Below are 24716 nucleotides of genomic sequence, written 5' to 3'. Positions count from 1 at the left end.
ATAACAGTGAAACGTAATCGAAGATGGATTCAAATTGTTGTATTGTCGGTCGTATTGGTAATTGGAGCTTATACAATTGGATCAGCGTTATTTAGATCAGATTCTTCCGTAAAAATTGGCTCAAAAGCCCCCGAGTTTAAGCTTTTTGGTTTGGATCAACAGGTTCATCAATTAGCAGACTATGAAGGGAAAGCACTGGTAATCAATTTTTGGGGTACGTTTTGTCCGCCATGTGTGAACGAGATGCCGGCTCTGCAAAAACAATATGATCAATGGAAAGACGACAATGTGGTAGTGCTTGGCATTAACTTAAGTGAAAGCCGGGTTACAGTACAAAGTTTTATTGATCGATACGCGATTACGTTTCCGATCATTATCGACAACGACAACGAAATCCGAAACAAATATAATGTTATGTCTTATCCCACGACGTTTTTCGTAGATTCATCTGGCGTGATCAAAGATAAATTTATTGGTGAGATGAAAGAACAAGATATCCTCATCCGGATAAATCGATTATTACAATAATTGCTTCGTGAGCAGTTTATGATCAGGAGGCTGCAATGGATAAATTATTCAACAAATATTATGATCGGTTGATGCAGCCGCTAGAAACAAAAATATTCGGCCGGATAAGAAAACAGCTTCTTTCTAAGGCGAAAGGAAAAGTGCTGGAAATTGGCTCAGGTACGGGTATTAACTTTTTGTACTATGAGTTTGCAGATCAAGTCATTGCAATAGAGCCAGATCCAATGATGTTGGAGCAATCCCTAATTAAAGCACGTGAAGCTACAGTTCCGATCGAAGTGGTACCGGGAGATGCCCAAAAACTACCGTATCCAACCAATTCGTTCGATTCAATCGTTGGAACACTAGTATTATGTACGATACCTGACCCGGCGAAAGCTCTGGCCGAAATCCATAGAGTATGCAAGCCTGAAGGAACGATTTTAATTTTTGAACACGTAAGGTTAAATCATCTGGTCCTTGGTAAAATACAAGACTGGTTAACGCCCGTTTGGAAACGATTATGTGTTGGTTGTCATTTAAACCGCAATACACTTGAAACCGTTGAACAAGCAGGTTTCAGAGTGGTGCAAACGACGTCGATGTGTAGGGAACTGTTCCTAGTAATTGAAGCAAGAATAAAATAAATTGGAAATGTGAGACTGCGGTGAACGATAAAGCGGCAGTTATTCTGGAAATAAAATAGACTGCTTTTATGTATCCGCGAAACACTACGTTATGTAGTTTATAATAGATGCTTGTCAAGGTTCGATGTGTGATGAAAGCATAACTGCCAAATCTATTTAACGGATTTTGGGGGGTGAATAGTTAATGTACTCCTTTTTTAGTAAAATTAGCGCCTTCCTTAGCGAACCATTCGTTAACGCGGCGAACACTGATATCGCCTTTCTTGCGGCGCTGTTTCTCGGTTTTGTTGGTTCGGTTGCTCCTTGTCAAATGTCAGCGAACGTTGCGGCTATTACTTACTTTGGGCAGCGTCAAGCGCAAGCAAGGTTGTCGTGGCCCGAAACGTTCATGTATTTATTAGGGAAGATGATTGTATTCAGTATTTTCGGTGCTTTGTTTTGGTTTTTCGGTCAAAAGATATCCACTGACATGATCCCTTTATATTCTTTTGCAAGAAAGCTGCTTGGGCCGTTATTGATTTTAATCGGATTGTTTTTGCTTGGCTGGATTCGGCTTCCTTTTCAACTTGGGGCTCGAGTGGCAGGATTTTTTGAAAAATTGGCCGATCGAACCGGAGGAAGGAGCGGAGCCTTTCTAATGGGGATTGCATTTTCGCTAGGATTTTGTCCAACAATGTTTGTTTTGTTCTTCGGTTCGCTTATGCCTTTGGCATTGCAATCAACATATGGCGTAGTGTTGCCATCTGTTTTTGCAATCGGTACCGCAATGCCGTTTTTACTAATTGCCGGGTTTGCTGTAGGTTTCGGGTTAGATCGAGTCATTGTTAAGCGTGCCAAAAGGTGGGGGTTGTGGATACAAAAACTTGCGGGTGTGTTATTTATAGTGCTGGGCATAAGCGATACCTTGACATATTGGACTCTAATGTAAATCATGGGAGGTGCCAACGGAAAAATAATGCAGAGTGAGAGCCACGAGTAGTTGATTAGACCTATTGTGTGATCAAGAAATTTTTCGCGAACTTACAATTTGTGACGCTTCTATAGTTTATCCTGTATCATTCGATATGAAATGATATAGAATCGACAAATATCAACACATTTAAACACGTGGGACTTAGGGCGGTGCCAGAAAAATAAAAATTATGGTATTATAAGGCTATGATTTGGAAGAAATAATAGGAAAAATGGCAAACCAGATCGAAAGGCTGGGACGCAAAGCCACGGGTCTTCTGCACTATTGCAATGATCGCCGGGTTACCCTCACAAATCTCACATCTACGAAAAACTAGACACGGCCGTTTGAGGGTACGTGTCTTTTTGTCGTGATTCTAGAATGAATACGAGGTGATGATATATGGAGGAGCGTGTACGCTATGCTGCAAAAGTTGAAGAAGTCATGCGCTGGCAAGAAAGCAGGATACAAGTATTGCTGGTGGACAGCGACCCCGTATGGCAACAACGGTTGACGGCGTTGATCGATGCTGAGCCGGATATGAGTATATCTCATATTGCAACAAACAAAGAATCGGCTATTCGAGCCAGTATGCAATTGGATTTAGACGTAATGATTCATGACCCGGTGTTACATTCGTCGCAACAGGATGGATTGGATACAATTGCCGAAGTGTTGAAGATCAAATCACTGCCAATCATTATCTTGACTTCACTCTACCAGCCCGAGATCATTGTGGATGCAATGCTGGCCGGAGCGATCAATTATATTACCAAGATCAATTATGTGGATGTCGCAAGTGCCGTCAGGGAAGCGTATCAAGGGCAATCCTCCCTTCACGCCGATGTTGCATCCATCATCCGTAATGAAATTGGACTTGTTAAGCGAAGGGAATTGCATCGAATGCTGACTCCTACTGAAAAAGAAATCTTGCAGTTGATCGGTTGGGGCTATACACAACCGGTAGTTAGAGAATTGCTCGGAATCACGTCTAACACAATGAAGACGCATGTTCGCAATATCATTCGCAAATTCGACGTATCTTCCATTCGCGAAGCAGCGGAAAAAGCGAAACGTAGGCGCTTGTACGATCAACTAGATCGCATCACCTGTTAGCGATTCGTTTCCGATTCGAGCCGTTTCGCGATGGTTTGACAACCAATGATCTGTTGGTATGAGGGAAAAATCACCCTCCTCTTTCGAATGTATTATTGGTAAAATGTGGACAAATGCAGGTATCTACAGAGGAATTTTATTACCAAGTTTGTAGGAGGTGAGAATCAAAAATTGACTTAAGTTGCGAAAAATGGCATCCTTACTGCTTCCTCCACTTTACTAGAGAAGGGACGATGATAATGAAAACGGAGCGTGAACAACCTATAATCATGACGATTAACAGGCAGGCTGGCGGAACAATTTCAGGCAGCATGCACAGCAAGGAGGGAATTGTGATGACGCTGACCCAGCACCCCGTCCCCTATGAGAAAGTAGAATTATGGCTGAAGTCTTACAAGGACTGGAAGGCGAGACTGAAGTACATGCAGTCAGAACTGTCCTACATCCCTGAATTAACGCGTACGCTACAAATGGTTGCGGCTCACAGCAGCGGCAGAAAACAGGAAACGGTTTTACGGACGGTTATACGACGTATCGAAATCACCGAACATGAAATCCCGTTGCTGCTATCCAGAATCGGTTTGATCGACTATGCTTTCTCGGCTCTCACCCCGGAAGAAAGCTTGTTCATTCGGTTACGATATATGGATCAACTGGCGCTTTCAGACGCCATGAGCCGCCTAGCACTTTCCCGCCGCGCGTACTTCTACCTTCGAAAGCGAACATTGCACAAAATCTATATGAAAATCAAAGATCGGGCGGTTTTGTTGGATTTGGATTCGTCCCAAAATGATTGACCGGTTTCAGAAGATGCATATGCGCATCTTCTTTTTTTGCGTCCATTTTTCATTTTAATACGTTTTTATTCGTTACGTCCAATCCCAGTAAATACGATTAATGTCTCGCCAATTGATTCAATGAGTATTGAGGAGATTATAACACATACATTGGATACTGAGAATAGCGAATCTATCGAATGTTCATTTGACTTACTCTGCCTTATAAGCTGAAAGAATAAGGTGGTGGAAATGTGAACTCAATTCGGGATTCGTTAGGTCAGCGCATTCGCACATTGCGGGAACAATACGGATGGACGCAAGAGCAGCTTGCAGAGCGGGCAGACCTCCATCCTAATTATATCGGACAAATTGAACGCGGGCTAAAGAACGTTTCATTGGATAATATTTATAAACTGGCTGTTGGTTTGCGCATGGATTTGTCTCAGTTATTTGTTTTTGAGAATCGCGAACTTCCAGAGCCGTTGTCCCAGATTGGCCAAATGCTACAGCATTGTTCCGAAGAAGATTTAGATTTTCTGATTCAACACATCGAGCATTTGTTGAAGTGGAGACAAAAGTAAGTAACTGCTCGAAAGGAAGCGCCGGAACTGCATCGAACATGCACCGAACGCAGCACTGGATTTGCTCTCTTTTTGCACAAAGTCTGCACGCGTTATGCACATGATCCGTGTTATGATGTTAGTGTGGACAGGTTGTGCAACCACAAGCATCATGAAGACTGGTTGTCCCTTTCATCAAGCGCCGTTTCTTTCCCTGCTATCCCAGTGGGAAGAAATACGGCGCTTTTTTTATTTTGTTACTGATACAGCAGTCGTCGACTATATTCCGAATGTAAAGGAGTTGAACTAAACATAGGGCAACGCCAACCATCAAAGGCCCGCACAATTTCTCGCACGGTGTTGCCAGGTGAGAAAGGGAGTTGATGTTGATGTATCCCGACGACACATAATAACAAGCGGCGAATGATTCATCGGCATGCGTGGAATCAAGTTTATCAAGTCTTACGATCAGACCTGGTCGCAATCAAGCGTTGGCACGCTCTGCGGCAAGGTCTTTTTTGTTGTCCTTCCCGCTTGTCAGGAAGCGTCGGCTGTCGCTCTCCCCCCTCTGTTTTGATTGATCAAACAAACCAAAACGGAGGGACGAGTATGAAAAAGATCAATTTGAAAGACATATATCCTTTTTGGAAAACGGATGTATGGGTTGAAGTGGATGACGAGGTGGCTCAGGAGCTGCATCGGTTTGAATTAATTGAAAGCGCATACAAACTGCGCACGTATCGTCACCGGGCGTATTACTCGCTGGATCGAAACGATGGAATTGAGAAGGACGTTCTTTTTCTTTCGATTTCGCCGGAGGAGTACTATGAACGCAAGCTCTCCCGGCAACAGCTTTACGAAGCGTTGTGCCAGTTGCCGGAGAAATCGGCCAGACGAATTTATGCACACTTTTTTCTAGGCATGAGCAAAGTCGCTATTGCCAGAGCTGAGCATGTCGATGAACGGGCCGTTCGTAAATCTATTAAACAAGGCTTAAAGATAATGGAGCGTCTACTCAAAAACATGTGATTTTTCGTCATTGGGTCCGGTTTTCCCGTCAGAATGAAATGTTATATAGAGGATCTTTTCAGACAGCGGCTGGTTGCATCCAGCCGCTCATCATTCTCGGTGAGAGGGGCAAGTATCGATGCATCCTATTCGATTTCGGGATGAAGAACACGAGAGGTTCTATCATCAAATGCTGGCTGAAAGGAAATGCAACGACGGCTATCATCGTGCGCTTTTTTACACATTGGGCATTTCCCGGGAAACTAGGAGTCATGTACGTGATTTGTTTGATTTTTCTAACGGCGGCATTAATCCCAAGGGCCTTTCGGCCCCATGGCAAACCGGCAGTTCCATTCGAATATGTCGGCTCGCCTTTAATCTATGGAACGGGTGGACCGAACCAGGTGGGGAACGCTTCTCCACTCCCAACGAATTATTCGATTGCAGCTACGCCCCTTTCTTTTTCGAGGCAATTCATCTTCGTTATCCGGAATATTTCCGAAGTCAGGAAAAGATTTTCAAACGGCTATCTGAACAAACCCGCTGAACAGATACCGATTGTCGGGGGTGCATAAGAAGATGAAAGAAATTAAAACGAGGGTTGTTGTAAAAAACATAAAACGGCTGGATAGGTTCAAAAATTTAATGGAACGAGTAAGGAAAACGGGTGTCCGAGTCAAGAATCATACAGACAACGATGAGTCGACTTCCCCATCTCCTGTTGAATTTGCGCAACACCGCACCGCATCGTCAATTAAAACAATGGCTCAAATGGGCATTCGCATGAAGACCAACAGCAGACTGATTCGGTTGATTCAAAAAAAGAGGGCAACTCCAGTTGAAGATGCTGCTAATCCACAATCGAGTGGGTTACCCGTAAAAAAGTATAAGAAAACGACAGACGGGGTTATGAAGGCGAGAAAAAATCCCGTTAACGATTCCCGACTTTCCCCGAATGCCGATGCTTCTAACATGAGTACACTGCGATTTACCCGTAGGATGCAACCCCGTGAGCCGTTCGATGGAAAATACCTTTTGCCTTCTGATCAACTACCGGGAAAACAACGCTTTGTACGAAGCCGGGTCAATGCCCGGCTTTTGCATCGTTCTCAAAAAAACAGCTTTCCTGACCAGATGCTAAGAATGGACGTTAGACATCCAAAGTCCGTCGTAAAAAATGAAATAATCATCACCGCCGCGGCATCTCATTCAGCAAATGTACGAAGCAATCACCCTAAAACGCTAACGCCGGAAAGATTGAAGCCACGACATTTCAGACAAGCGTTATCCCGTATCCCCTCCGCTATATCAAAACAAGCAGGTTCAACGATCAAACGTAAAGAACGAAAATTCAAGGTATTACCCCTATTTATTAAAACCGGGCAACGACTGGGTCAGACTAATAATCATCCGGATTCGCAAGCCGAAGGGAAAATGAATGCGTTCAAAACGGCACGGCGGACAGTACAAATGGTGATGACTGCCCGCCGATCTGTTCAAAGGGCACAAGCCGCCGCGAGATTTAATCTTCGGATCATTAGAATGGTTGCAAAAGCAACCGCCCTGCTCGTCAAGGGATTGACGGCGCTTTTGGGGATCAGTAGTTCCGTTATCATCTTGTTGTGCATTGTAATGGCGGTAGCCGCAGTCATTTCCTCTCCCTTTGGCATCTTTGTATCCGGCGAAAATACGGACGCCGATGTAAAGCCGCTTTCCCAAATTGTTGAACAAATGGACGATGAATTTGCCGCCAGACTGGAAGAAGTACAGCAATCAGCCGACCCTGTAGACCGGGTGGAAATTCATTATCCTGGCAGCGCGGACAATACTCGAATGGATAATTGGATGGATATTATAGCCGTCTTCGCCGTGAAGACCGTCATGGATGCTGAAAATGGAATGGATGTGGCTACGCTCGATGCAACAAGAATCGGTATAATCCAATCCGTTTTTTGGGATATGAATCCAATAGAAACTCACGTTGAAACGATAGAACATAAGGAAACAATGACGGTAGAACATGAAGACGGGAGCACCAGCGAAGAAACGATTACCAACTACGAGTACATTTTGCATATTACGATTGCCAGCAGGACTGCGGAGCAACAGGCCGACATATACCGCTTTACAAGTGAACAGAAAGACATAATAAATGAAATGCTATCCGTAGAGTTCCGACCTTTCATGTTAGCGATCTTAGGTAAAGAACAGGATATTGGATTTACGCCGGAATAACCTGAAACGATTAAACATCATCTGCCCTAAGAGGAATTGTTCGATTTGGATAAACAAGTCCTGTTTGGCAGATCGCATTCTACGAACGCAAATTGATCCTCCGAAAAGATAAGGCTCAAGTTCTGAGCCTTATTCGCGTTAGCGTGCCCCATAAAGCATATATCTTCTTGCTGGACAAAATTGGTTCACGGGCGGTTATCAAGTGTTGGCTTCAATAAACTTTGGCTGTGGAAAGCGCGTTTATTGCGAAAAAGAAGGAATAAAGTCCCCTTTTGTCAAATAGGTAACTTTCGGGAGTAGCGAAAGGTGGGTCTTCATGAACATATGTAATTATATGCATGACGATTTGTTTTATCAAAACAGGTCGGAATTATTTTATACTGTTCTCCAGTTAATTCTTTACGGATCGAGCTTGCTTTATATGACTGGTAACGGGCGGTATTTTGGCACGACAGCCATTGTCAGTTCTATGTGGAGGATTAATATTATGAGTACTGGTACCCTACCTCGAGTAAATGAACGATTATTTTTTTTCGATAAAGAGGTAATCGTTGTGAAAGTATTTTCTATTTTTCAATTGGCAGAAATTCGTTACGCTTGCTCACTCGCTACATTTATGGTTGATATAAAAGTTTTGCGCCAAGAAGCAGATAAAAGTAGTTCTATCTCTATTAAGTTATTAGGTGGTACAGTTAAATGATCTTAAATTTTATTGAAGGACCTTTAAACGGTGATTCTTGGGAAAGTCTAATTACCTCTTGTTACAGGATGAAATACCAAGATGAGCACTTCACCGAAATTCCAGCAGTTCATGGAGGTGATGCTGGTATTGAGGGATTTACACGTCATGGAAGGGTTTATCAATGTTATTGCCCTGAACGTGAGTATTCTGATGATGAATTGCACGATCATCTAAGAGATAAAATGACAGCAGATATAAACAAATTGATATCGCCCAAATATGCCAAAAGATTAAAGGAATTGGGTGTGCCCAAAATAAAAGAATGGCATTTTGTAATTCCTCAGTACAGGGATTCAAGAATTGTTACACATGCAGAGACTAAACGTAAAGAAGTGCTTCTGAAGAAAGAATCCGAACCAAATAATTATGATTATATAGATGATGATTTTGTAATAGTCATTAAGCAAGCAGAAGACTTTAAAGTGGAAATATCTAAAATCATTCGAACAACATTGACGGATATGCAACTTAACTTTGCAATTTACCATACTACTAGTCCCGACTGGTCGAAATGCGATTCTGAGAAAGCCGGCAATATTAAAAGAAAGGTTAAAGCAGTAATGGGAGATGTTGAAGAGTCTGATGAGGATTTCAATGATATTGTTAATACTTACATAGATTCCTACATTAAAGGCATTGAAATTCTAAGAATATTACGTGTTTCTTACCCTGAGGTCTATGAAGAAATTTACATGCTGGAGCAATCGTATAAAAAGCAGGTATCCCTAAAAACTAAAATGAATACAGACAGTTCAATTAACTCTAAGTTATTTTTCGAAATACTCGATGATTTTCAGAATAAGCTAGAACAACAGTTTAAATATCTTACAACTGCATCAGTAATGGAATTAAAAATTGATCTTATTAGCGGGTGGCTTGCTGATTGTTCGATGCAGTTTAGAAGTAGGTGAACTGGGATAATGCTAGAGAAAAATTTTCTAATTGCGGATGAGATATTGTTTGATGCGAAGCCCGATGCAGTACCGTACAACTATAGAATTAGTTATAAGTTGGCACAACTTTGCTTAATTCTTGAAATGTGCTGTGGCCGTGGAGGGTGTTCATTGTTAAAGTTGCATATGATTTCAATCGGTCTTAGTACAAACAATGACATGGAGAAATTAAGTGATTTCGCTAACGATAGACTAACCAATTATACTATAGTGAGATTTGATCCAGCAGTAAACCATGCTGTAAAGTATGCACTTGCTGAAGAACTGTTCTTTCAACAACAAAATGGTTTATTTCGTCTGACAAAGAAGGGTAAGGCCTACGTAAAGAAAATTATTAGAAACACAGATTTATTAAGTAATGAAAAGCGGTATTTATTCACCTTGTCAAATAAACTAACAGAAGAAAAAATTAACAACCTCACTTCGCTTTGGAGGTATTCCAATGTTGAGAATTAGAAGATTGAAAACTGAAATTAAGACAAGTAACGGTGTGTTTGGATCTGACGATAAATTCACTGAAGGTCTGAATTTTATTGCAAGTGAAGATAACACCTGTGGAAAGAGTTCAATAATAGCTGCAATTTATTACTGTCTTGGTCTTGAAGAAATAATTGGTGGTCGCGGTGAGAAAGTCCTGACATCAGTGTATAAAACTTCTATTGAAGAAGGAGAAAGCGTATGGCCAGTACTTGAGTCAGGGGCATATTTGGAAATTTCAAATGGTAAAGACGTGATTACAATTTACCGGGCAGCTAAGATGGAAAATAGAGATAGTAAACTGATTACGGTGTGTCACAGTGAATTAGACGATATCGGAAAACCCAATATATTGTGCGAAGATATGTACGTACATATGCCCAATTCAGCAGTTAACAAAAAAGGATTTCATAGCTTCTTAGAAACATTCTTACATATTGAATTACCGTTAGTACCAGCTTCTGATGATGCAATTAGAAAGTTATATTTGCAATTAATTTTCTCAGGGATGTTTATTGAACAGAAGCACGGATGGGCGGATCTCTTATCAGGAATGCCTGTTCTCGGAATTAGAGAGTCCAAGAAACGGGTATTAGAATTTATTTTGCGCCTAGATACTTTGGAAAATGAAAAGAAAAAGGATTACCTTCGGACATCGGAAAGTAACATTAAGCATAAATGGGAGTCCCTTGTAAAGGAATTAATCATTTATACAAATAGGGAGTCATGTACAATAAGTGGGCTTCCAGCAAGCCCGAAGTTGCTGTCCGAGGATGATTTCTCAAAAATCCTTATTAGTAAGGATAATGACAGTATAGAGGAATATATTGAAGACCTTAACGAGCAGTATAAAGAATTGGGGCTTATGAAGCCCAAAATCATCGATAATTTTGATGAGATTCAAGAAGAACTAAATGAGACTGAAAATTCAATAGACCAATTCGAAAGCGAGCTTCATAAACATAGAGATATGTTGCTTTCAGAAAATAGCAGTATTGAAAGATTAGCTAGTAATCTGGAAATAATCGATTCTGATATTAGAAATAATAAAGATGCTGCACGTCTTCGAGATCTCGGTTCTGAATTGAATTTAGCTACTTCGAAGGATCTTTGTCCTGTATGTAGTCAAGCTATTCAGGATACTTTGATTCCAGATTCAAGTCATATGCAGGTCATGAGTATTGATGAAAACATTAGGCATTTGAACGCACAGAAAGAGATGCTAGAATTTGCCCGAAATAGTCATAGACAAAATAAAGAGAAATTGCAGGGTAAAATAACTCAATTGGAAAATAGCTTATTTAAGCTTCGTAGTTTAGCTAAATCGTTACGCAGCGATCTTTATTCGACGAACGATAATATGTCAGAATCTATTGTTTATAAGAGATTGCAACTTGATTCCGAAATAAACAATCTCAATAAATTGTGTGATTTTTTATCAAGCCAGAAACTGAAACTAAAAGAGCTATCGGATGACTGGAAACAATATCTAACAGAAAAATCCGGATTGCCAAGTAAAAAGTTTACGGACTTGGATGAGGAAAAAATAAAGACATTAAGAAATCATTTTATTAACAATCTGAGGCAATTTGGTTATAAAAGTATTCTCAACTTAAATCAAATAGATATCTCTTTAGAGTCATATCTACCCGTAATTGAAGGATTCGATATGAAATTTGATTCTTCAGCAAGTGATAATATACGAGCGATATGGGCTTTTATACTGGCATTACTCCAAACATCTAATGAAAAAGCAGGAAATCACCCCGGAGTATTAATCTTTGACGAACCTGCCCAGCATAGCATCGTTATTAATGATATGGAGCAATTTTTTAATTGTATTATCAAGTTGAAAAAGAGTCAGGTCATTGTTGGAATTACGATAAAGGATAGCGATACACGTCAAGCAATAAGTAAATTACCTTCGGAAGATTATAATTTAATTAGAGTACCCAATAAAGCTTTTCGAAAGTTCGAATCAGAAAGCGAATAGCAAATATCTAGAATCCCCGGGGAATTTATAACTAAGTTCAATCCAAAACCAGAATGAATGAGGGATTGAATGTTCTCGTTATAATAATCGTTCCGGGGATTTAGCTTGTTCAGGAGAATTGGGGACTGTAAAATATTTTGTGTAAACTCTCAAACCTAAATCTATTACAATGGAGATTAACGAAAGGTTGAGGGAGAACACATCATGAAATTACTACCAAAAGATCAACTGCGCCAATTCATCAAAGACAATAACTTGAAAACCGTCGAAGACGTACAGAAAACGTTGAAGGAACTCTTTGCGGAGACACTTCAGGAAATGTTGGAAGCCGAACTGGAAACGGAACTCGGCTACGCCAAGCATGATATAAAGAATAAGGAGACTCGCAATAGCCGCAACGGACATAGCAAGAAAACAGTAACGTCGGAGTATGGTGAGGTCGAAATTGAAGTCCCACGTGATCGACTCGGCGAATTTGAACCGATGGTTGTCAAGAAGCATCAGACACAGGTCACCGGCATCGAGGATCAGATCATATCCATGTACTCCAAAGGAATGAGCACAAGAGATATCCAGGATCATCTAAACCAGTTGTACGGCATCGACGTCTCCCCAACACTCATTTCCAATGTAACGGCTAAAATTATGCCGCTTATCAAAGAATGGCAGAATCGCCCTTTACAAAATGTCTATTCCGTCGTCTTCATGGACGCCATTCACTTCAAAGTGAAGCAGGACGGGCAAATTATCAACAAAGCCGCTTACATGGTCGTAGGCATTGATTTAGAGGGTTACAAGGATGTACTAGGCATTTGGATTGGCGAGAACGAGTCCGCGAAGTTCTGGCTGAGTGTTCTAACCGATCTGAGGAATCGTGGCGTCCAAGACATTCTCATCATCTGCGTCGATAATCTGAAAGGATTTAGCGATGCCATTGCCGCATGCTACCCGCAGACAGAGATTCAGAAGTGTATCATCCATCAAATCCGCAATTCAATCAAATACGTATCCTACAAAGATTTGAAGAAGGTTACTGCCGCGCTACGCCCGATTTATACCGCTCCAACGGAGGAAGCTGCTTTGCAGGAATTGGAACAATTTGAGGCGGTTTGGGGCAAGCAATATCCACTGATCATACGTTCATGGCGAAACAATTGGGATGAACTCGCAACGTTTTTTAAATACTCGCCAGAACTGCGTAAATTAATCTACACGACGAATATGATTGAAAGCTACCACCGCCAGCTTCGTAAAGTCACAAAGGGAAAAAGTATTTTTCCGAACGATGAATCGCTGCTCAAGATGCTGTATCTTGCGACAATGGACGTTCTTCGCAAGTGGACAGGTCGTGTTCAAAACTGGGGACAAATCTTGCTGCAACTCACGGTGCACTTCCCTGACCGCGTACATGTCCGCTAAAGGACTTTACATGGAGAGGCGGGCATGATAGGCTGGTTAGCCACGCGATACCGACTTTCCAGTATCGCCCAATCGCGAAAAGTCATGCCCGCTGGAGGCTCCATGTCAAGTCCGGCACCAAACTTTGGCATAACCGAGTTTACACAAAATTCTTGACAGACTCGAGAATTGTCAGCACTTACAACTTATGTGCTTCGTCGGTGACGTAATACCGCCATTAACGTAAGCGCTTGTGAGTCAGACTCGACCACAGCGTAAAGAGTCTAACGCTACTGAACGGCGGTAATGCATTAAACCAATAAAGTCTGTGCCTATTTATCTCGACAGAGTAGCAATACCCCTTTCACGTCTGGCATCAAAAGAACGTATCCTCGTGTCTCGTTTTCCTTAGCCCCCTCGCCTTTTTCTTAGAAAACGCTCTCCGATCTGATCGATAGTTTTGCAACCAAGGTCCGATTTTGCATTGAAAATGAAATGAATATTAGAGGGACACTATTCAACCCCTCATTGATCCTTGAAAACTGAATAAAATCTTATCCGGTACGTTCCCCGCATGACCTGAAAGGAAAGCCAGATTGCAGGCGCGCCATGACCATTTTGCCGGTTCTTGTTTCTACATGCCCTGAAATCAGAAGCGGTAAACTGCGAGCGATTTTGCCCATGCAATGAAAAATGGTGGTGCTATTTATGGCGAAGACCCATGCGGAGGGATAATGATACTTCCGTCCAGCCACAGTTCAGCGCAATGGGGGCGGCTTGCAGCGATCCTGGAAGAGGTTTGAAGCCTATGAGGACGGCTAACCACTGTCCGCCGGATAGGATATTTGAGAGAAGCAACCAAAACAGAGGCGAAAACAGAGATGCGCACATACGGTTATGTTCGTTGCGCATCTCTGATTTTCAGCTTTGATGGATTAATGGGAGGTTATTATGAACCATAAACTCATCCGGTACAGCATGCAAATAGCTATGATAAGACAGTTACTGGCTTTATCTTTGATTACCGAAAACGAATTTCATTTGATAAAGAACAAAACGATGCGGGATTACGGCATCATTTCGGACCTTACTTCTTGATTCGCACATTTGTCGGTTCGCCCATCTCTTATTAAACTGATGGCGAGTAAATAAGAATGGAGGACAACACCATGGCTCTTGAAGTGGAAGTGATTAAAGCAAGTCGGAAAATATCGGATCGCAACGCCGGAAAGTTATCGGATGTTCTTCGCGTCGCCCCTTATGCCCGCGTAAGTACCGACACTGAGGAGCAATTGAACAGCTACAAATCGCAAGTCGCATATTATACCGATCTCGTAAGCAAGCGCAGCGACTGGATGCTTGTCGATATTTATGCGGACGAAGCCATAACCGGGACACAGGTAACGAAGCGCGAGGATTTTCAGCGCATGATTAACGATTGTATGGATGGGAAAATTGATATGATCATCACAAAGTCTATCTCCAGGTTTGCAAGAAACACGCTGGATACGTTGAAATACGTCCGAATGTTGAAGGAAAAGAACATCGCCGTATTTTTTGAAGACGAAAATATCAATACGCTGACGATGGACGGCGAATTGTTGCTTGTCATTCTAAGCTCCGTAGCGCAGCAGGAAGTGGAGAATATCTCCGCCAACGTGAAAAAAGGTTTGAAAATGAAAATGAAGCGCGGCGAACTGGTGGGCTTTCAAAGTTGTCTGGGATACGATTACGATGTGAATACGAAACAGATAACCGTTAATCAAGAAGAAGCCGAAATCGTCCGCTATATTTTTGAAAGATACTCATCGGGAATCGGCGCTTACGTTATTGCAAAGGAACTGACTGAGGCGGGACATAAAACCAAGTACGGAAGAGTCGAATGGCAGGACACAACCGTTCTTGGTATCATAAAGAATGAGAAGTACAAAGGCGATTTGTTGCAAGGAAAGACATTTACCGTCGATCCCATTTCCAAGAGAAGATTGGACAATTACGGCGAGGAAGATCAGTTTTATGTCAAAAATCATCATGAGCCGATTGTCAGCGAGGAAGTTTTTGAAAAGGCGCAGGACATATTGCATCGAAGAGGCGAGAATCGCCGCCGCGGCGCAAAAGGCAAGCGGGACAAGTACAGCAGGAAATTTGCTTTCAGCAGCAAGTTGGAATGTGCTTTCTGCGGAAGCAATCTCTCGCGGCGGAACTGGCACAGCGGAACCCCGCATGAAAAGGTGATTTGGCAGTGTGTGACAGCCACGAAAAAAGGGAAGAAATACTGCTCTCTCAGTAAAGCCTTGGAGGAAAAGCTGATTGAGGGTGCTTTTGTCGAATCGTACAAATTGGTGTGCCGCAACAATTCGGATGTGCTAGACGAGCTTATGAAAAGAATGGAGTCCGTGTTTAGCGACCAGAATAATCAAAAGCGACTGAACAAAATTATCAGCGATATTCAGGCTACGGAGCAAAAACGTTGCAAACTGATTGATTTGTGCCTGGATGAGAAAATAGACAGGGCTACTTACGAACAGAAGTATGCGGAGCTCGATACTTCGCTTACTAAATTGCTCGAAGAAAAGGAACAGTTAGAGCAATCCGCGCAAGATGAAATTGACTTGGGAAAACGGCTTGAACATTTTCGCAAAGTGCTTCAAACGAATGAGCTTCTGACCGCATTCGACCGGAACGTATTCGAAAGCATTGTCGATAAAGTGATTATTGGGGAGAACCCCGATCAAGGTAGTCCCGAGCCGTACAAATTGACCTTCGTCTATAAAACCGGCTTTCATAACAGCATCCAAAGCAAGATGCATAAGCAAAAAAAGTCCATGCGAAGTGAAAGGGGGAAAGTGCATTCCTATTCCCAGCACAACACACGTAGAATCGGTAGCTTTGTTGGTGAGGAATGGTACAGCATAATATAATCCTTATATTTACTGGATTTTTCGATATGGTACAGATTCAAAAAGATATTAATACAGAGGACGGAAATTAGGCTTGATGTAAAATTGATGTAAAAATCGATCAGAAGTTAGCCTAAATGAACCGAAGACGCCAGGAAATTCCTAGGCGTCTTCATTATTGTCCTTGTGCAGCCTTAGATGTAAAGAATGATTCGAATTTATCTGCAGCAGCTTGATCTGCAGTTCGAAGCGCATGGCCGTAAATATTCATTGTTGTAGTAATGCTTCCGTGTCCTAACCGTTCTGAAATGATTTTGGCATGAACACCTTGATTAATCAGAATTGTAGCCGAGGTATGCCGAAGATCATGGAATCGAATGTATCGAAACCCGTTTTTCTTAACGAACTGTCGAAACCAAAGATAGGGCCGTTCATGATGGAAAGGTTGTCCATCTGTATGTGAAAACATAAAAAACCAATTGCCGCCGCGCCATGCATCCCCGATGTCATTTCGTTCTTGCATTCTGTAGTCGTAATATTCTTTTAGCTCTTTAAGCATTGAGCTTGGTAATGCAACTTTACGAATGGATTTCTTTGTCTTAGGCTGTTTCACGATGACTTCACCTTTCAGAGCATGGATCATGCTCTGTGAAACATCTAACACGCCCGTGTTAAAATCAAGATGCTTCCATTCAAGTCCAAGCAACTCACTCCGTCGTAACCCAGTTGTAAGAGCTAAAGTAATCATTATCCTCCAGTGATAAGGTTCACGTTGCAGTGCTCGAAGCATCTGTTCTACTTCAGCTTCGTCGTAAGGGATAAGCTCCTTTGAAATAACTTTCGGTTTTTGCACATCATTGACTGGGTTTCGCTTAATTATTCTCCATTCGACTGCACGTTTGAGTATGTTTTTTAAGATGCGGTGCTGAATTTCGATTGTTCCAGAGGCTAACCCTCCGGTTTTATTATCCCCGCGGCTGCCTTCTTTTTCTAGTTGGTCAAGAAAGTTCACAATGTGAAGAGGTTTAATTTCTTCCAGCTTTAGATGCTGAAAGTACGGAAGAATTCGGGTTTTTAGATTCGAGTCATAAGTATACAATGTTTTGTATCCCAAATGTTTTATGGCATATTTATTACGCCATTCCTCAACAAAGGCCCCGAATGTCATCCTCTGAGGTGCAATATACTCACCTGCTTCGACTTCTTGCCGGAATTTCGCATATTCACTTTCAGCTTCTCGTTTTGTCCGGCAATGAATGGTCTTAGTATGCCTAATATATTTGCCATTAGCGTTTTTTCCCAGGTTTACTGTCAAGAACCAGGAAGTTTCGCCTCGTTTCTGAATATTGGCCATTTTAATAAATCACCTCAATAATCAGGAATTTTAGTTTGGTAATACTTAGTATTGTCCATTAATGAAAAAATGAGACCCTAGAGAAGTCTCATTCTCATTCGGCTTTATACACTTAACATGAACGTCATCATTAGGTGAATGTGTATGTCCGAGAGGGGAATGTACTTCAAAAAGGAACGTCAGCTACGGCAGAAATTAGAATATGGGGGTTCTTGTTTAATAGAAGGACCGGTGATTCCGTCTAAGGAGCCATCATCCGTCTAACTTCACGACGGAAGGAAGACTGGGATACTATTCGATCCCTTTGAAGTACTATGCGCACACATATGCAAGTGCTTCTTGGCCAGTTATGGAGTTGAATCAATCTATATTCTGCCAAACAATACAGGAACAAAGGTTTGGGCTAATGTAGTATGGGAGGACATATGGAACTGGATCGGAACGCAGAAAAAATGATTGTGGGTTTTAAGGAAAAGTGGAAGACGGGTTATGAATACAACAGTAATCATCTTTGTATTATTCCGCGGGGTAAAAGTTCCAGCAGAGATTCAAACTGAATTGTATATGTGCTTGTTTTATATGGGTTATCTGTATAAACTTGCGGATCGTTTGGACCAGAACGTCCTTAACCTGGATGAAACCTTGATGAGACAAGTCAATAACTATCAGAACAAGGGCGGATTATGCATTTACTTATCTGTTGTGCTGTATTGGATACTCCAAACATACCAACATCAATAAGGTCAAGGTCTTTACCGAATAACCTTTGAGGAACTCGACGATATATTACTACATGGGCCTGGAAGAGACGGCCTTCATGCTTGGTTAGAGATCAACAAATCCATAGTAGATATCAGCATTAAACAAATCGAAGCGTTCTATAATTTCAAGGGGGCACCTATCATATTAGGTGAAGTGCCGGCAGATCTTGAACTCATAGGATTTCGTGAAACCCATGAATGCGTTAAAGCATACGCCAAGCAGTTGGCTAATGAAGTTGGATTAAATCGAAAGGAATGAATTAAACAGCATTACAAAAATGCGGTACGTGTGTTTATAGAACACCAGAAGAAAGGTAAAAATAACCAAGCCACACAAAGCGTAAAAGGAACAGAGCAGGCTGGTAATTAGTCAAAAGTTCAAAGATGGAAAGCCTACAAAAGATAAATTGGAGCTTTTAGTCTTTAGAGCAAGTCGGTGAATGAAATAAAGTAGATAAAAGAAAGTATTAAACTTTGTAGACTGATGGCCGAGAATAGCGCAGCTTAAAGTTCTCGTGCTCCGGGCTCTTCCGGGTTGGAACTCGTTTCGATCGGAGCGCCGGCTTGAGCAGTCCGTTTTCAATATCGGTGTAGACAAAGTCATTATCCAACATACCTGAGGCCAATTTTCTGCTTTTCTATATTCTATTATCTGGAGTATGATAGGTAAAAAGGTTGATATTGTATAAATCCGCCAACTAACTATCGGGGGTAATGCATTGGATATAGTAGTGTCTAAGAGGTTGCTTGAACAAATACTTTCTGAGGTAATGGCCTACAACGGGTCAGCAGCTACTGGAAATTTTGACTCTCTTCGTGCTGTTGACGCTAAAGTAAAGGAAGCTGGGCACGTACTCCGTAGTTTACCTGGAGATACGAACAGCCTGATTAGTGCTTTTGAACATGATGTTGACTTCCAGGCTAATAGTCGCCGTGTACGGTTGGAGGCTTTAGCGAATCATATTAAGACCGCACTCAGGTTCCTGGATACTGGCGCAATTAAGGAAAAAAAAAACTATTTAAAGCACCTGACGAAATTTCCAAGCTTACAATAAGCATGCCTGATTTGGATATAGTTATTAAGGATCGTTGGCTAGAGGCTCAAATGTGTCAGCATGCTAGGGCATACTTGGCATCGGTGATCATTATGGGGAGCATATTAGAAGCACTCTTGCTTTCTCGCGCGTTATTGAATCAAGCAGATTCATATCAGGCGAAGGCTGCTCCCAATAGGAAAGAGGGAGGCAAAGCTCCCATTCATAACTGGAATTTAAACACCCTAATTGATGTGGCTGTTGAGCTCGGATGGCTCAAGATTGATAGGGGTAAATTCGGCCATGCGTTACGCGAGTCGCGGAATGTAGTCCATCCATATACTCATGTGACGACAAAAGCTAATTATGATGAAGCAACTTGTACTACTTGCTGGCATGTGTTGAATGCGGCGGTAGATGATTTAATAAAATCTCTATAGAAAAATCCTACATATGATTTACTTTGAGTCTCAACGAAGGGTGGAAAAAAGCAAAAGTGTCGATGCGTAACTTTTTAAATCTTATTATAGAAAGAGTACCAAGGAATTTCGTAACATCAATAGATCCGGACTTACCTAATTTACTGTACGGTCCGAAGTTGTTAATCGGCGGAGAGGGGAGATTATTCGCTTTTTTCATAAGTCGTCCGAGTGATGAAGCACAGACTTTAGCTAGACTTACATTATCTAGACTTGTCCTACCATCGCATACCAAGTGCATTCTGATGGTAGACGGCAACGAGAGCTATACATTTTCAAAAATTTATGAGCATTTTCATGCGACTATAAATGAAAAGGATGATTTGAGACATCTTGAGTACCTGTTTCATGATAGTGATTTAGGTCCTAACATTCGGATTGTACCTGAAAATATACGTCATTATGTTTCCGAGCGTGCTGGTTATCTCCTCTCAGAGGACTGGAAAGAAAATGCCTTTGGATATGCTCCTGCAAACTTAAATGAAACCACTAAGTATAAGGAAATGAAAGTATATCAAGATAGTGTATACTACGCTGAATATCATTCAAAGAATATAAGGAGGAAGAAGTCGTTACGTGAACAATTAAGAGATTTTTCCGTTCCTCTTCTCCAAGAGACCTTTAAATTAGATCGTGGCGTGCCCTATCCTAATATTGCAGCAAACCTCTTTGTAAGTGATTCTATTACAGGTAGAAGTGATGGGATGGTTGCCTCGCCTTGTATTGCCGCAGCGTATGCAGGTTGGGCAATTCTACCCGCAGTGGAGCATGATATTGTACCATACGTTGTTGAAAAACTATCAGAATGGGTGAAGAGAAATATAAATGAGTGGACATAGAAGAAGAATTACAGCAATGCAGGCACTTTTGGTTGGTACTCCTGTCAGCCGTTGCCCAGAGTATGTAGACATACATCGGGAGTTTGAATCTGTATATGAAGGGCGCAGGATCCGTAATCTTAGAAATCGTCATTTATTACAAGTTGTTCATTCCTGCCGAGCGTTGGATACATGTTTAAAAGCAGTTCTTATTCAAGATCATCAGCTAGCTCCAAACGGGATGGGGAGTGCGTTATACCAACTGCGAGATCATGGTATAAGAAGAACTGGAAGACATTTAGCTGAATCTTTAAGACGAACTCATAACGCATCTGTTGCTAGAATCCGAAATCATTATTTACATTCTGCCGGAGCATACCCTGGAAATAGTACTCAAGTGGACAGTTTATTGACAAGTATGCAATCATGCCTACAAGACGTTATCGCACTACTTTAATTTTTTATCAGCGTGCCTGAGCATGTGTATTACGTTGCAGTAAATAAAGTGCTAGACCTACGAAATAAAGTTGTAGACAAGCGGCCAAGCCGAAATGCAGGGATGGTAGTACGGCATTTTTAGCATCCAACAAAAAGCGAGGACAGTTAGGTGAAATCAAGATTAGAATTACTTCTCAAATCGTACAATCAAAAGAAGAAATGGCCTATTTTTGTATTGATCGGTGCAATAATAACGATCTTAGCAGGCTTAGGTGATGTTCTTGATTTTGGAAAAAACGTATTTGAAATAGGAAGTAAGGCGGTTTCAAATTTCAATAAACATGAAGAAATTTATAAAAAACTACAAAAGGTAAACACAGGTCTAAGTTCAGACTATATCGATCAGTTATTCGGCAAACCCTCTACAATCCGACCAATGGGAACACAAAGTCAATTTATTAATTATACAGAGAGGCTCTATGTTAGCGACTTATACTTTCTTTATACAATATCAGAAAAGAGTACGAACAAAATTCTCTTCTACTCAGTAACGACTCGAGATGAAAATTTTAACCCATTACTCCCCATGCCTTCTTCAAATAAAAACGAAAAGTTAAGGCTGGGCAGAGCAACACTAACTGAAATAGAGCCTAATCAACCCCAAAATGTATCCGCTGATGCATCTAGTAAGTTCATTTCTTATACTGAATTAGATAATTTCGGAAATCGTGGATACTATAAAGATTATGTTTTTGGATATGCACCAGCAGGATATACAAAGCTTACAGACGAACAATCAAGTATCATTTTTAGTTTTACTGAGTTATCAAGAAGCAAGAATCGTGAAAAAAATAAACTGCACGATTTTAGGAAGACATATTCCCCAAACTCATTTGGAGTTATTGGAGAAATCAATGATAACTCTCTTTATGAGATTCTTTCTATCGGTATGATTGGTATCGATTATTTCGATGCAAGGGAATTTCCAAAAGATTCATCTTAATGTAGTGATCTGACATTTATTATACGAATTCAATAACACTCAGCGCTCGTATATGCGGCTTTACCTGGCACGGTCTATGTTTGTTTTCTCAATCGATTTCGAAAATGACCAACGTAAATGTGATCTGGTTCATCGGGATTGTATTTATTACACCATGTTCAATTCCATCAATCACCTTGGAAAAATCGTGAACATTCATATTAAGACCATAACTGCGCTTCATACCCCCGGTAATGCCGAAGAAAAACGCTCTTCGTATCTTCTCCAGTAGTTATGCATCACCATTTTTTCCATTAAGTTGACACATGAAACATCAAAGAATACAAATATCAGTAATAAAAAACAAGCGACCAATCGAGGTAAAGGTTTAACCGCCTTCTCGAAGATCGCTTGTTCCCAGTGACCACGCTTAGTCACAACTATAGTTTAACCTAAAACAACCAAATCAAACATTATTCTGTGCTGCAAGTAATCAGCTCTCGGTAAATACTTAATTCTGCATTTTCATGAAATATCATCCCTACTGGGCTAGGATCTTCTCTAGATCATTCAATGGCGGGATGTAACGTAATGTTGTAGATAGAATTTGATGTCCAAGTTGTCTTTGAATTTCGACCATATTCATCCCGACTGATTGCAAGAGATAGCCAGCTGTACGCCTCAAATCATGAGGGGTTACGATCCGAGATAAATTTGCTTCGAGGCATAAATTCTTTAGAAGTACTCGTAACGCTTTATCGGTTAATGGTTTTTCTTTTCGAAAAAACAGCTTGTTATTACCTTTCTCTGTCCAAGCGATATAGTTTGGATGATTTATATACCGTCTAAGCTCTTCTGATAGAGCAGTTGTAATACTGGTAGAACGAGCATCATTTTTCTGCCCTTCTATTATCATTACCATCCTGGTGTCCAGGTTAACACTGGTTCGAGAAACGGATCTAACTTCCGAATTCCTAACCCCAGTAATCAGCATGAACCAGATTAAAACGAATTCCTGACGAAAGAAAGGATCTTTTTTTATGGCAGCACCGAGAAGAGCAAGGCATTCCTCTTTTGAAAGAGCAGTATTTTTGATCGGCCGGTCATAATATGGATTGGGATAATCCTCCATTGGGTTAAGTTGAATCAACTCCATGTCATATAGGAATTTAAAGAAATTTTTTAAAGAACTGATCGCATTGTACATAACATTCTTCGTTGCCTGATAATCTTCGCGAAGGTATTCTACAAATTGGTCGATAAAGTATTGCTGAATGGGTCGAAATAAGCCGGGATGCTTTGGGCTGGCATGGAATTTGTCGAAATCAAGTTCGCCTTCAAATCCTCTCAATTGCAAATACTTTTCAAACTTTCGCAGGTCGCGTTCAACATATTCTTTCGCTGTAAGATCTACATGCTCATACCAAAATTTATAGTACTTGGATTCGAATAAAATGTTGTTCATCTATCGGACCCCCTTAAAAAAAATCATTGACTTTCAGCTTTCCTAATGGATGTTGATTGATTACTTTAACAAGCATGCTATCGAACATTTTAAGATAAACCAATGTTGAGCTGAGCCACTTATGCCTAAGTAACTCTTGGATTGTGTATATATTTACACCAGATTCCAGCAAATAAAGGGCAAACGAATGACGGAGAGAGTGAACAGATAGCTGATAAACTCTTTTGTCATCATCAGTAATAGTTGACGCCTCATCAATGAGATTGGTAAACATTTTTTGAATAGTACTCTCATGAAGTGGTGTAATACCCTTATCGTCGGAGAATACATATAGCTCAGTATAATTGGGTGACTCCTTAAGGGCACCATACCTGAAATTTACATACTTACACAGCAGTTCAAGTGAAAAATTAGTGATTTTACATGGAGTTTTAAATTCTTTTTCGCCCTTTGAACGAACGCAAATGTCTTGTGTCTGCGGTTTAATGTCTCCAATTTGAAGAGAACATAGCTCACTGAGGCGTATCCCGGTCCCGAGAAACGTCCACAGTATAATAAAGTTCCGATGAGATTCACGTCCTAATCTAGCCAGCAGTATCAACTCATCAATTTGTTCTTTAGTGAATGCACGAGGTACACGTCGTTTATCAACCTCCACCTTTAATACCCGCTTTAGTTTATCTATCTTCTCTTCATAAAAATGCTCAAGAATGGTTCGCAAAAAGCTTCTCAAAAAGGCAGCCTTTTTGCTTCGAGTATTTTTATTTTTCACTGGTGCCAAGTAATCACTTAAATGTTGAGAGGTACAAATCGTTTTGAAATCAGGGTCTTGATCGAAATGTTGATTGCAGAATTTGATAAACCAATTCATTTCATAGCGATAAGCTACTTGTGATTTTTCCGCAAGTTCAGTAAATGAATCGCTCAAAAAATAGAACTCGACAGCATCACTTAGTTTTACATGCTCACGAGCTTTTTCGTTGTTTGTCGATTTTGGAATCCAATCCATTTGATTTAAAGCTTGGAGAAATTTATGGGGACCGTATGCTTCGGCCATTTCTTTAATTTTGTCCTCTAATAAGAGGTCCATTTCGAATTCTTTATCATAAATAGGCATG

Annotated in this window: 22 protein-coding genes and 1 riboswitch; of the genes, 19 read left to right on the top strand and 3 right to left on the bottom strand. The window is 41.0% G+C overall.

Going from position 1 to position 24716, the window contains the following annotated elements:
- Positions 1-6 precede the first annotated feature (6 nt).
- From resA to ACZ439_RS09495, 15 genes are all read left to right on the top strand, one after another.
- Positions 7-528: a thiol-disulfide oxidoreductase ResA gene (gene resA, locus ACZ439_RS09565; RefSeq protein WP_127608019.1), complete on the top strand. Its 522-nt coding sequence runs from the start codon at positions 7-9 to the stop codon at positions 526-528.
- Between the two features lie 35 nt (positions 529-563).
- Entirely contained in the window at positions 564-1154 is a 591-nt protein-coding gene (locus ACZ439_RS09560; protein ID WP_141336219.1) for a class I SAM-dependent methyltransferase, read from the top strand.
- Positions 1155-1338: 184 nt separating this feature from the next.
- Entirely contained in the window at positions 1339-2082 is a 744-nt protein-coding gene (locus ACZ439_RS09555; protein WP_127608017.1) for an urease accessory protein UreH domain-containing protein, read from the top strand.
- A 248-nt stretch (positions 2083-2330) separates the two neighbouring features.
- A riboswitch (cyclic di-GMP riboswitch) is annotated at positions 2331-2416 on the top strand.
- 92 nt (positions 2417-2508) lie between these two features.
- On the top strand, positions 2509-3222 hold the full coding sequence (locus ACZ439_RS09550; RefSeq protein ID WP_464620965.1) for a response regulator: 714 nt from the start codon (positions 2509-2511) through the stop codon (positions 3220-3222).
- Between the two features lie 239 nt (positions 3223-3461).
- Entirely contained in the window at positions 3462-4019 is a 558-nt protein-coding gene (locus tag ACZ439_RS09545) for a hypothetical protein (RefSeq protein ID WP_054796027.1), read from the top strand.
- 233 nt (positions 4020-4252) lie between these two features.
- Positions 4253-4582, top strand: a complete 330-nt coding sequence (locus ACZ439_RS09540) for a helix-turn-helix domain-containing protein (protein WP_054796026.1) — start codon at positions 4253-4255, stop codon at positions 4580-4582.
- A gap of 588 nt (positions 4583-5170) precedes the next feature.
- Positions 5171-5590, top strand: coding sequence for an RNA polymerase sigma factor (locus ACZ439_RS09535; protein ID WP_127608015.1), 420 nt, complete (start codon positions 5171-5173; stop codon positions 5588-5590).
- 118 nt (positions 5591-5708) lie between these two features.
- A complete protein-coding gene (locus tag ACZ439_RS09530) occupies positions 5709-6116 on the top strand; it encodes a DUF6075 family protein (protein WP_127608014.1) in 408 nt (135 codons plus the stop codon).
- Positions 6117-6148: 32 nt separating this feature from the next.
- On the top strand, positions 6149-7804 hold the full coding sequence (locus tag ACZ439_RS09525) for a hypothetical protein (RefSeq protein WP_127608013.1): 1656 nt from the start codon (positions 6149-6151) through the stop codon (positions 7802-7804).
- A 487-nt stretch (positions 7805-8291) separates the two neighbouring features.
- The gene (locus ACZ439_RS09520) at positions 8292-8504 is read left to right on the top strand and encodes a hypothetical protein (protein ID WP_464620964.1); all 213 of its coding nucleotides are present in this window, start codon (positions 8292-8294) and stop codon (positions 8502-8504) included.
- A complete protein-coding gene (locus ACZ439_RS09515; RefSeq protein ID WP_127608011.1) occupies positions 8501-9457 on the top strand; it encodes a hypothetical protein in 957 nt (318 codons plus the stop codon). The genes ACZ439_RS09520 and ACZ439_RS09515 overlap by 4 nt, the downstream gene beginning before the upstream one ends.
- A gap of 9 nt (positions 9458-9466) precedes the next feature.
- Positions 9467-9955: a hypothetical protein gene (locus ACZ439_RS09510; protein WP_127608010.1), complete on the top strand. Its 489-nt coding sequence runs from the start codon at positions 9467-9469 to the stop codon at positions 9953-9955.
- Entirely contained in the window at positions 9942-11969 is a 2028-nt protein-coding gene (locus ACZ439_RS09505) for a coiled-coil domain-containing protein (protein WP_127608009.1), read from the top strand. The genes ACZ439_RS09510 and ACZ439_RS09505 overlap by 14 nt, the downstream gene beginning before the upstream one ends.
- A gap of 204 nt (positions 11970-12173) precedes the next feature.
- Positions 12174-13388: an IS256 family transposase gene (locus tag ACZ439_RS09500; RefSeq protein ID WP_127607660.1), complete on the top strand. Its 1215-nt coding sequence runs from the start codon at positions 12174-12176 to the stop codon at positions 13386-13388.
- A 1148-nt stretch (positions 13389-14536) separates the two neighbouring features.
- Entirely contained in the window at positions 14537-16288 is a 1752-nt protein-coding gene (locus ACZ439_RS09495; protein WP_464620963.1) for a recombinase family protein, read from the top strand.
- Between the two features lie 154 nt (positions 16289-16442).
- Here ACZ439_RS09495 and ACZ439_RS09490 read toward each other — a convergent pair whose 3' ends face one another.
- Positions 16443-17621: a site-specific integrase gene (locus tag ACZ439_RS09490; protein WP_464620962.1), complete on the bottom strand. Its 1179-nt coding sequence runs from the start codon at positions 17619-17621 to the stop codon at positions 16443-16445.
- A 1480-nt stretch (positions 17622-19101) separates the two neighbouring features.
- Between ACZ439_RS09490 and ACZ439_RS09485 the strand changes: the two genes are divergently transcribed.
- From ACZ439_RS09485 to ACZ439_RS09470, 4 genes are all read left to right on the top strand, one after another.
- Positions 19102-19437 (top strand): hypothetical protein, encoded by a 336-nt coding sequence (locus tag ACZ439_RS09485; protein ID WP_054796016.1) that lies wholly within the window; start codon positions 19102-19104, stop codon positions 19435-19437.
- Between the two features lie 74 nt (positions 19438-19511).
- A complete protein-coding gene (locus ACZ439_RS09480; RefSeq protein WP_464620961.1) occupies positions 19512-19856 on the top strand; it encodes a hypothetical protein in 345 nt (114 codons plus the stop codon).
- 56 nt (positions 19857-19912) lie between these two features.
- Entirely contained in the window at positions 19913-20734 is an 822-nt protein-coding gene (locus tag ACZ439_RS09475; protein WP_464620960.1) for a hypothetical protein, read from the top strand.
- 586 nt (positions 20735-21320) lie between these two features.
- Entirely contained in the window at positions 21321-22154 is an 834-nt protein-coding gene (locus tag ACZ439_RS09470) for an ETEC_3214 domain-containing protein (RefSeq protein WP_464620959.1), read from the top strand.
- A gap of 520 nt (positions 22155-22674) precedes the next feature.
- Here ACZ439_RS09470 and ACZ439_RS09465 read toward each other — a convergent pair.
- Together ACZ439_RS09465 and ACZ439_RS09460 are read right to left on the bottom strand one after the other, a co-directional pair.
- Positions 22675-23598, bottom strand: coding sequence for a tyrosine-type recombinase/integrase (locus ACZ439_RS09465; RefSeq protein ID WP_464620958.1), 924 nt, complete (start codon positions 23596-23598; stop codon positions 22675-22677).
- Positions 23599-23611: 13 nt separating this feature from the next.
- Entirely contained in the window at positions 23612-24715 is a 1104-nt protein-coding gene (locus ACZ439_RS09460; RefSeq protein WP_464620957.1) for a tyrosine-type recombinase/integrase, read from the bottom strand.
- Between the last annotated feature and the right edge of the window lies 1 nt (position 24716).

The sequence above is a fragment of the Paenibacillus sp. JCM 9796 genome, assembly GCF_055379675.1.
The sequence above is the reverse complement of the archived record's forward strand: the minus strand, read 5'-3'. Positions and strand labels throughout refer to the sequence as shown.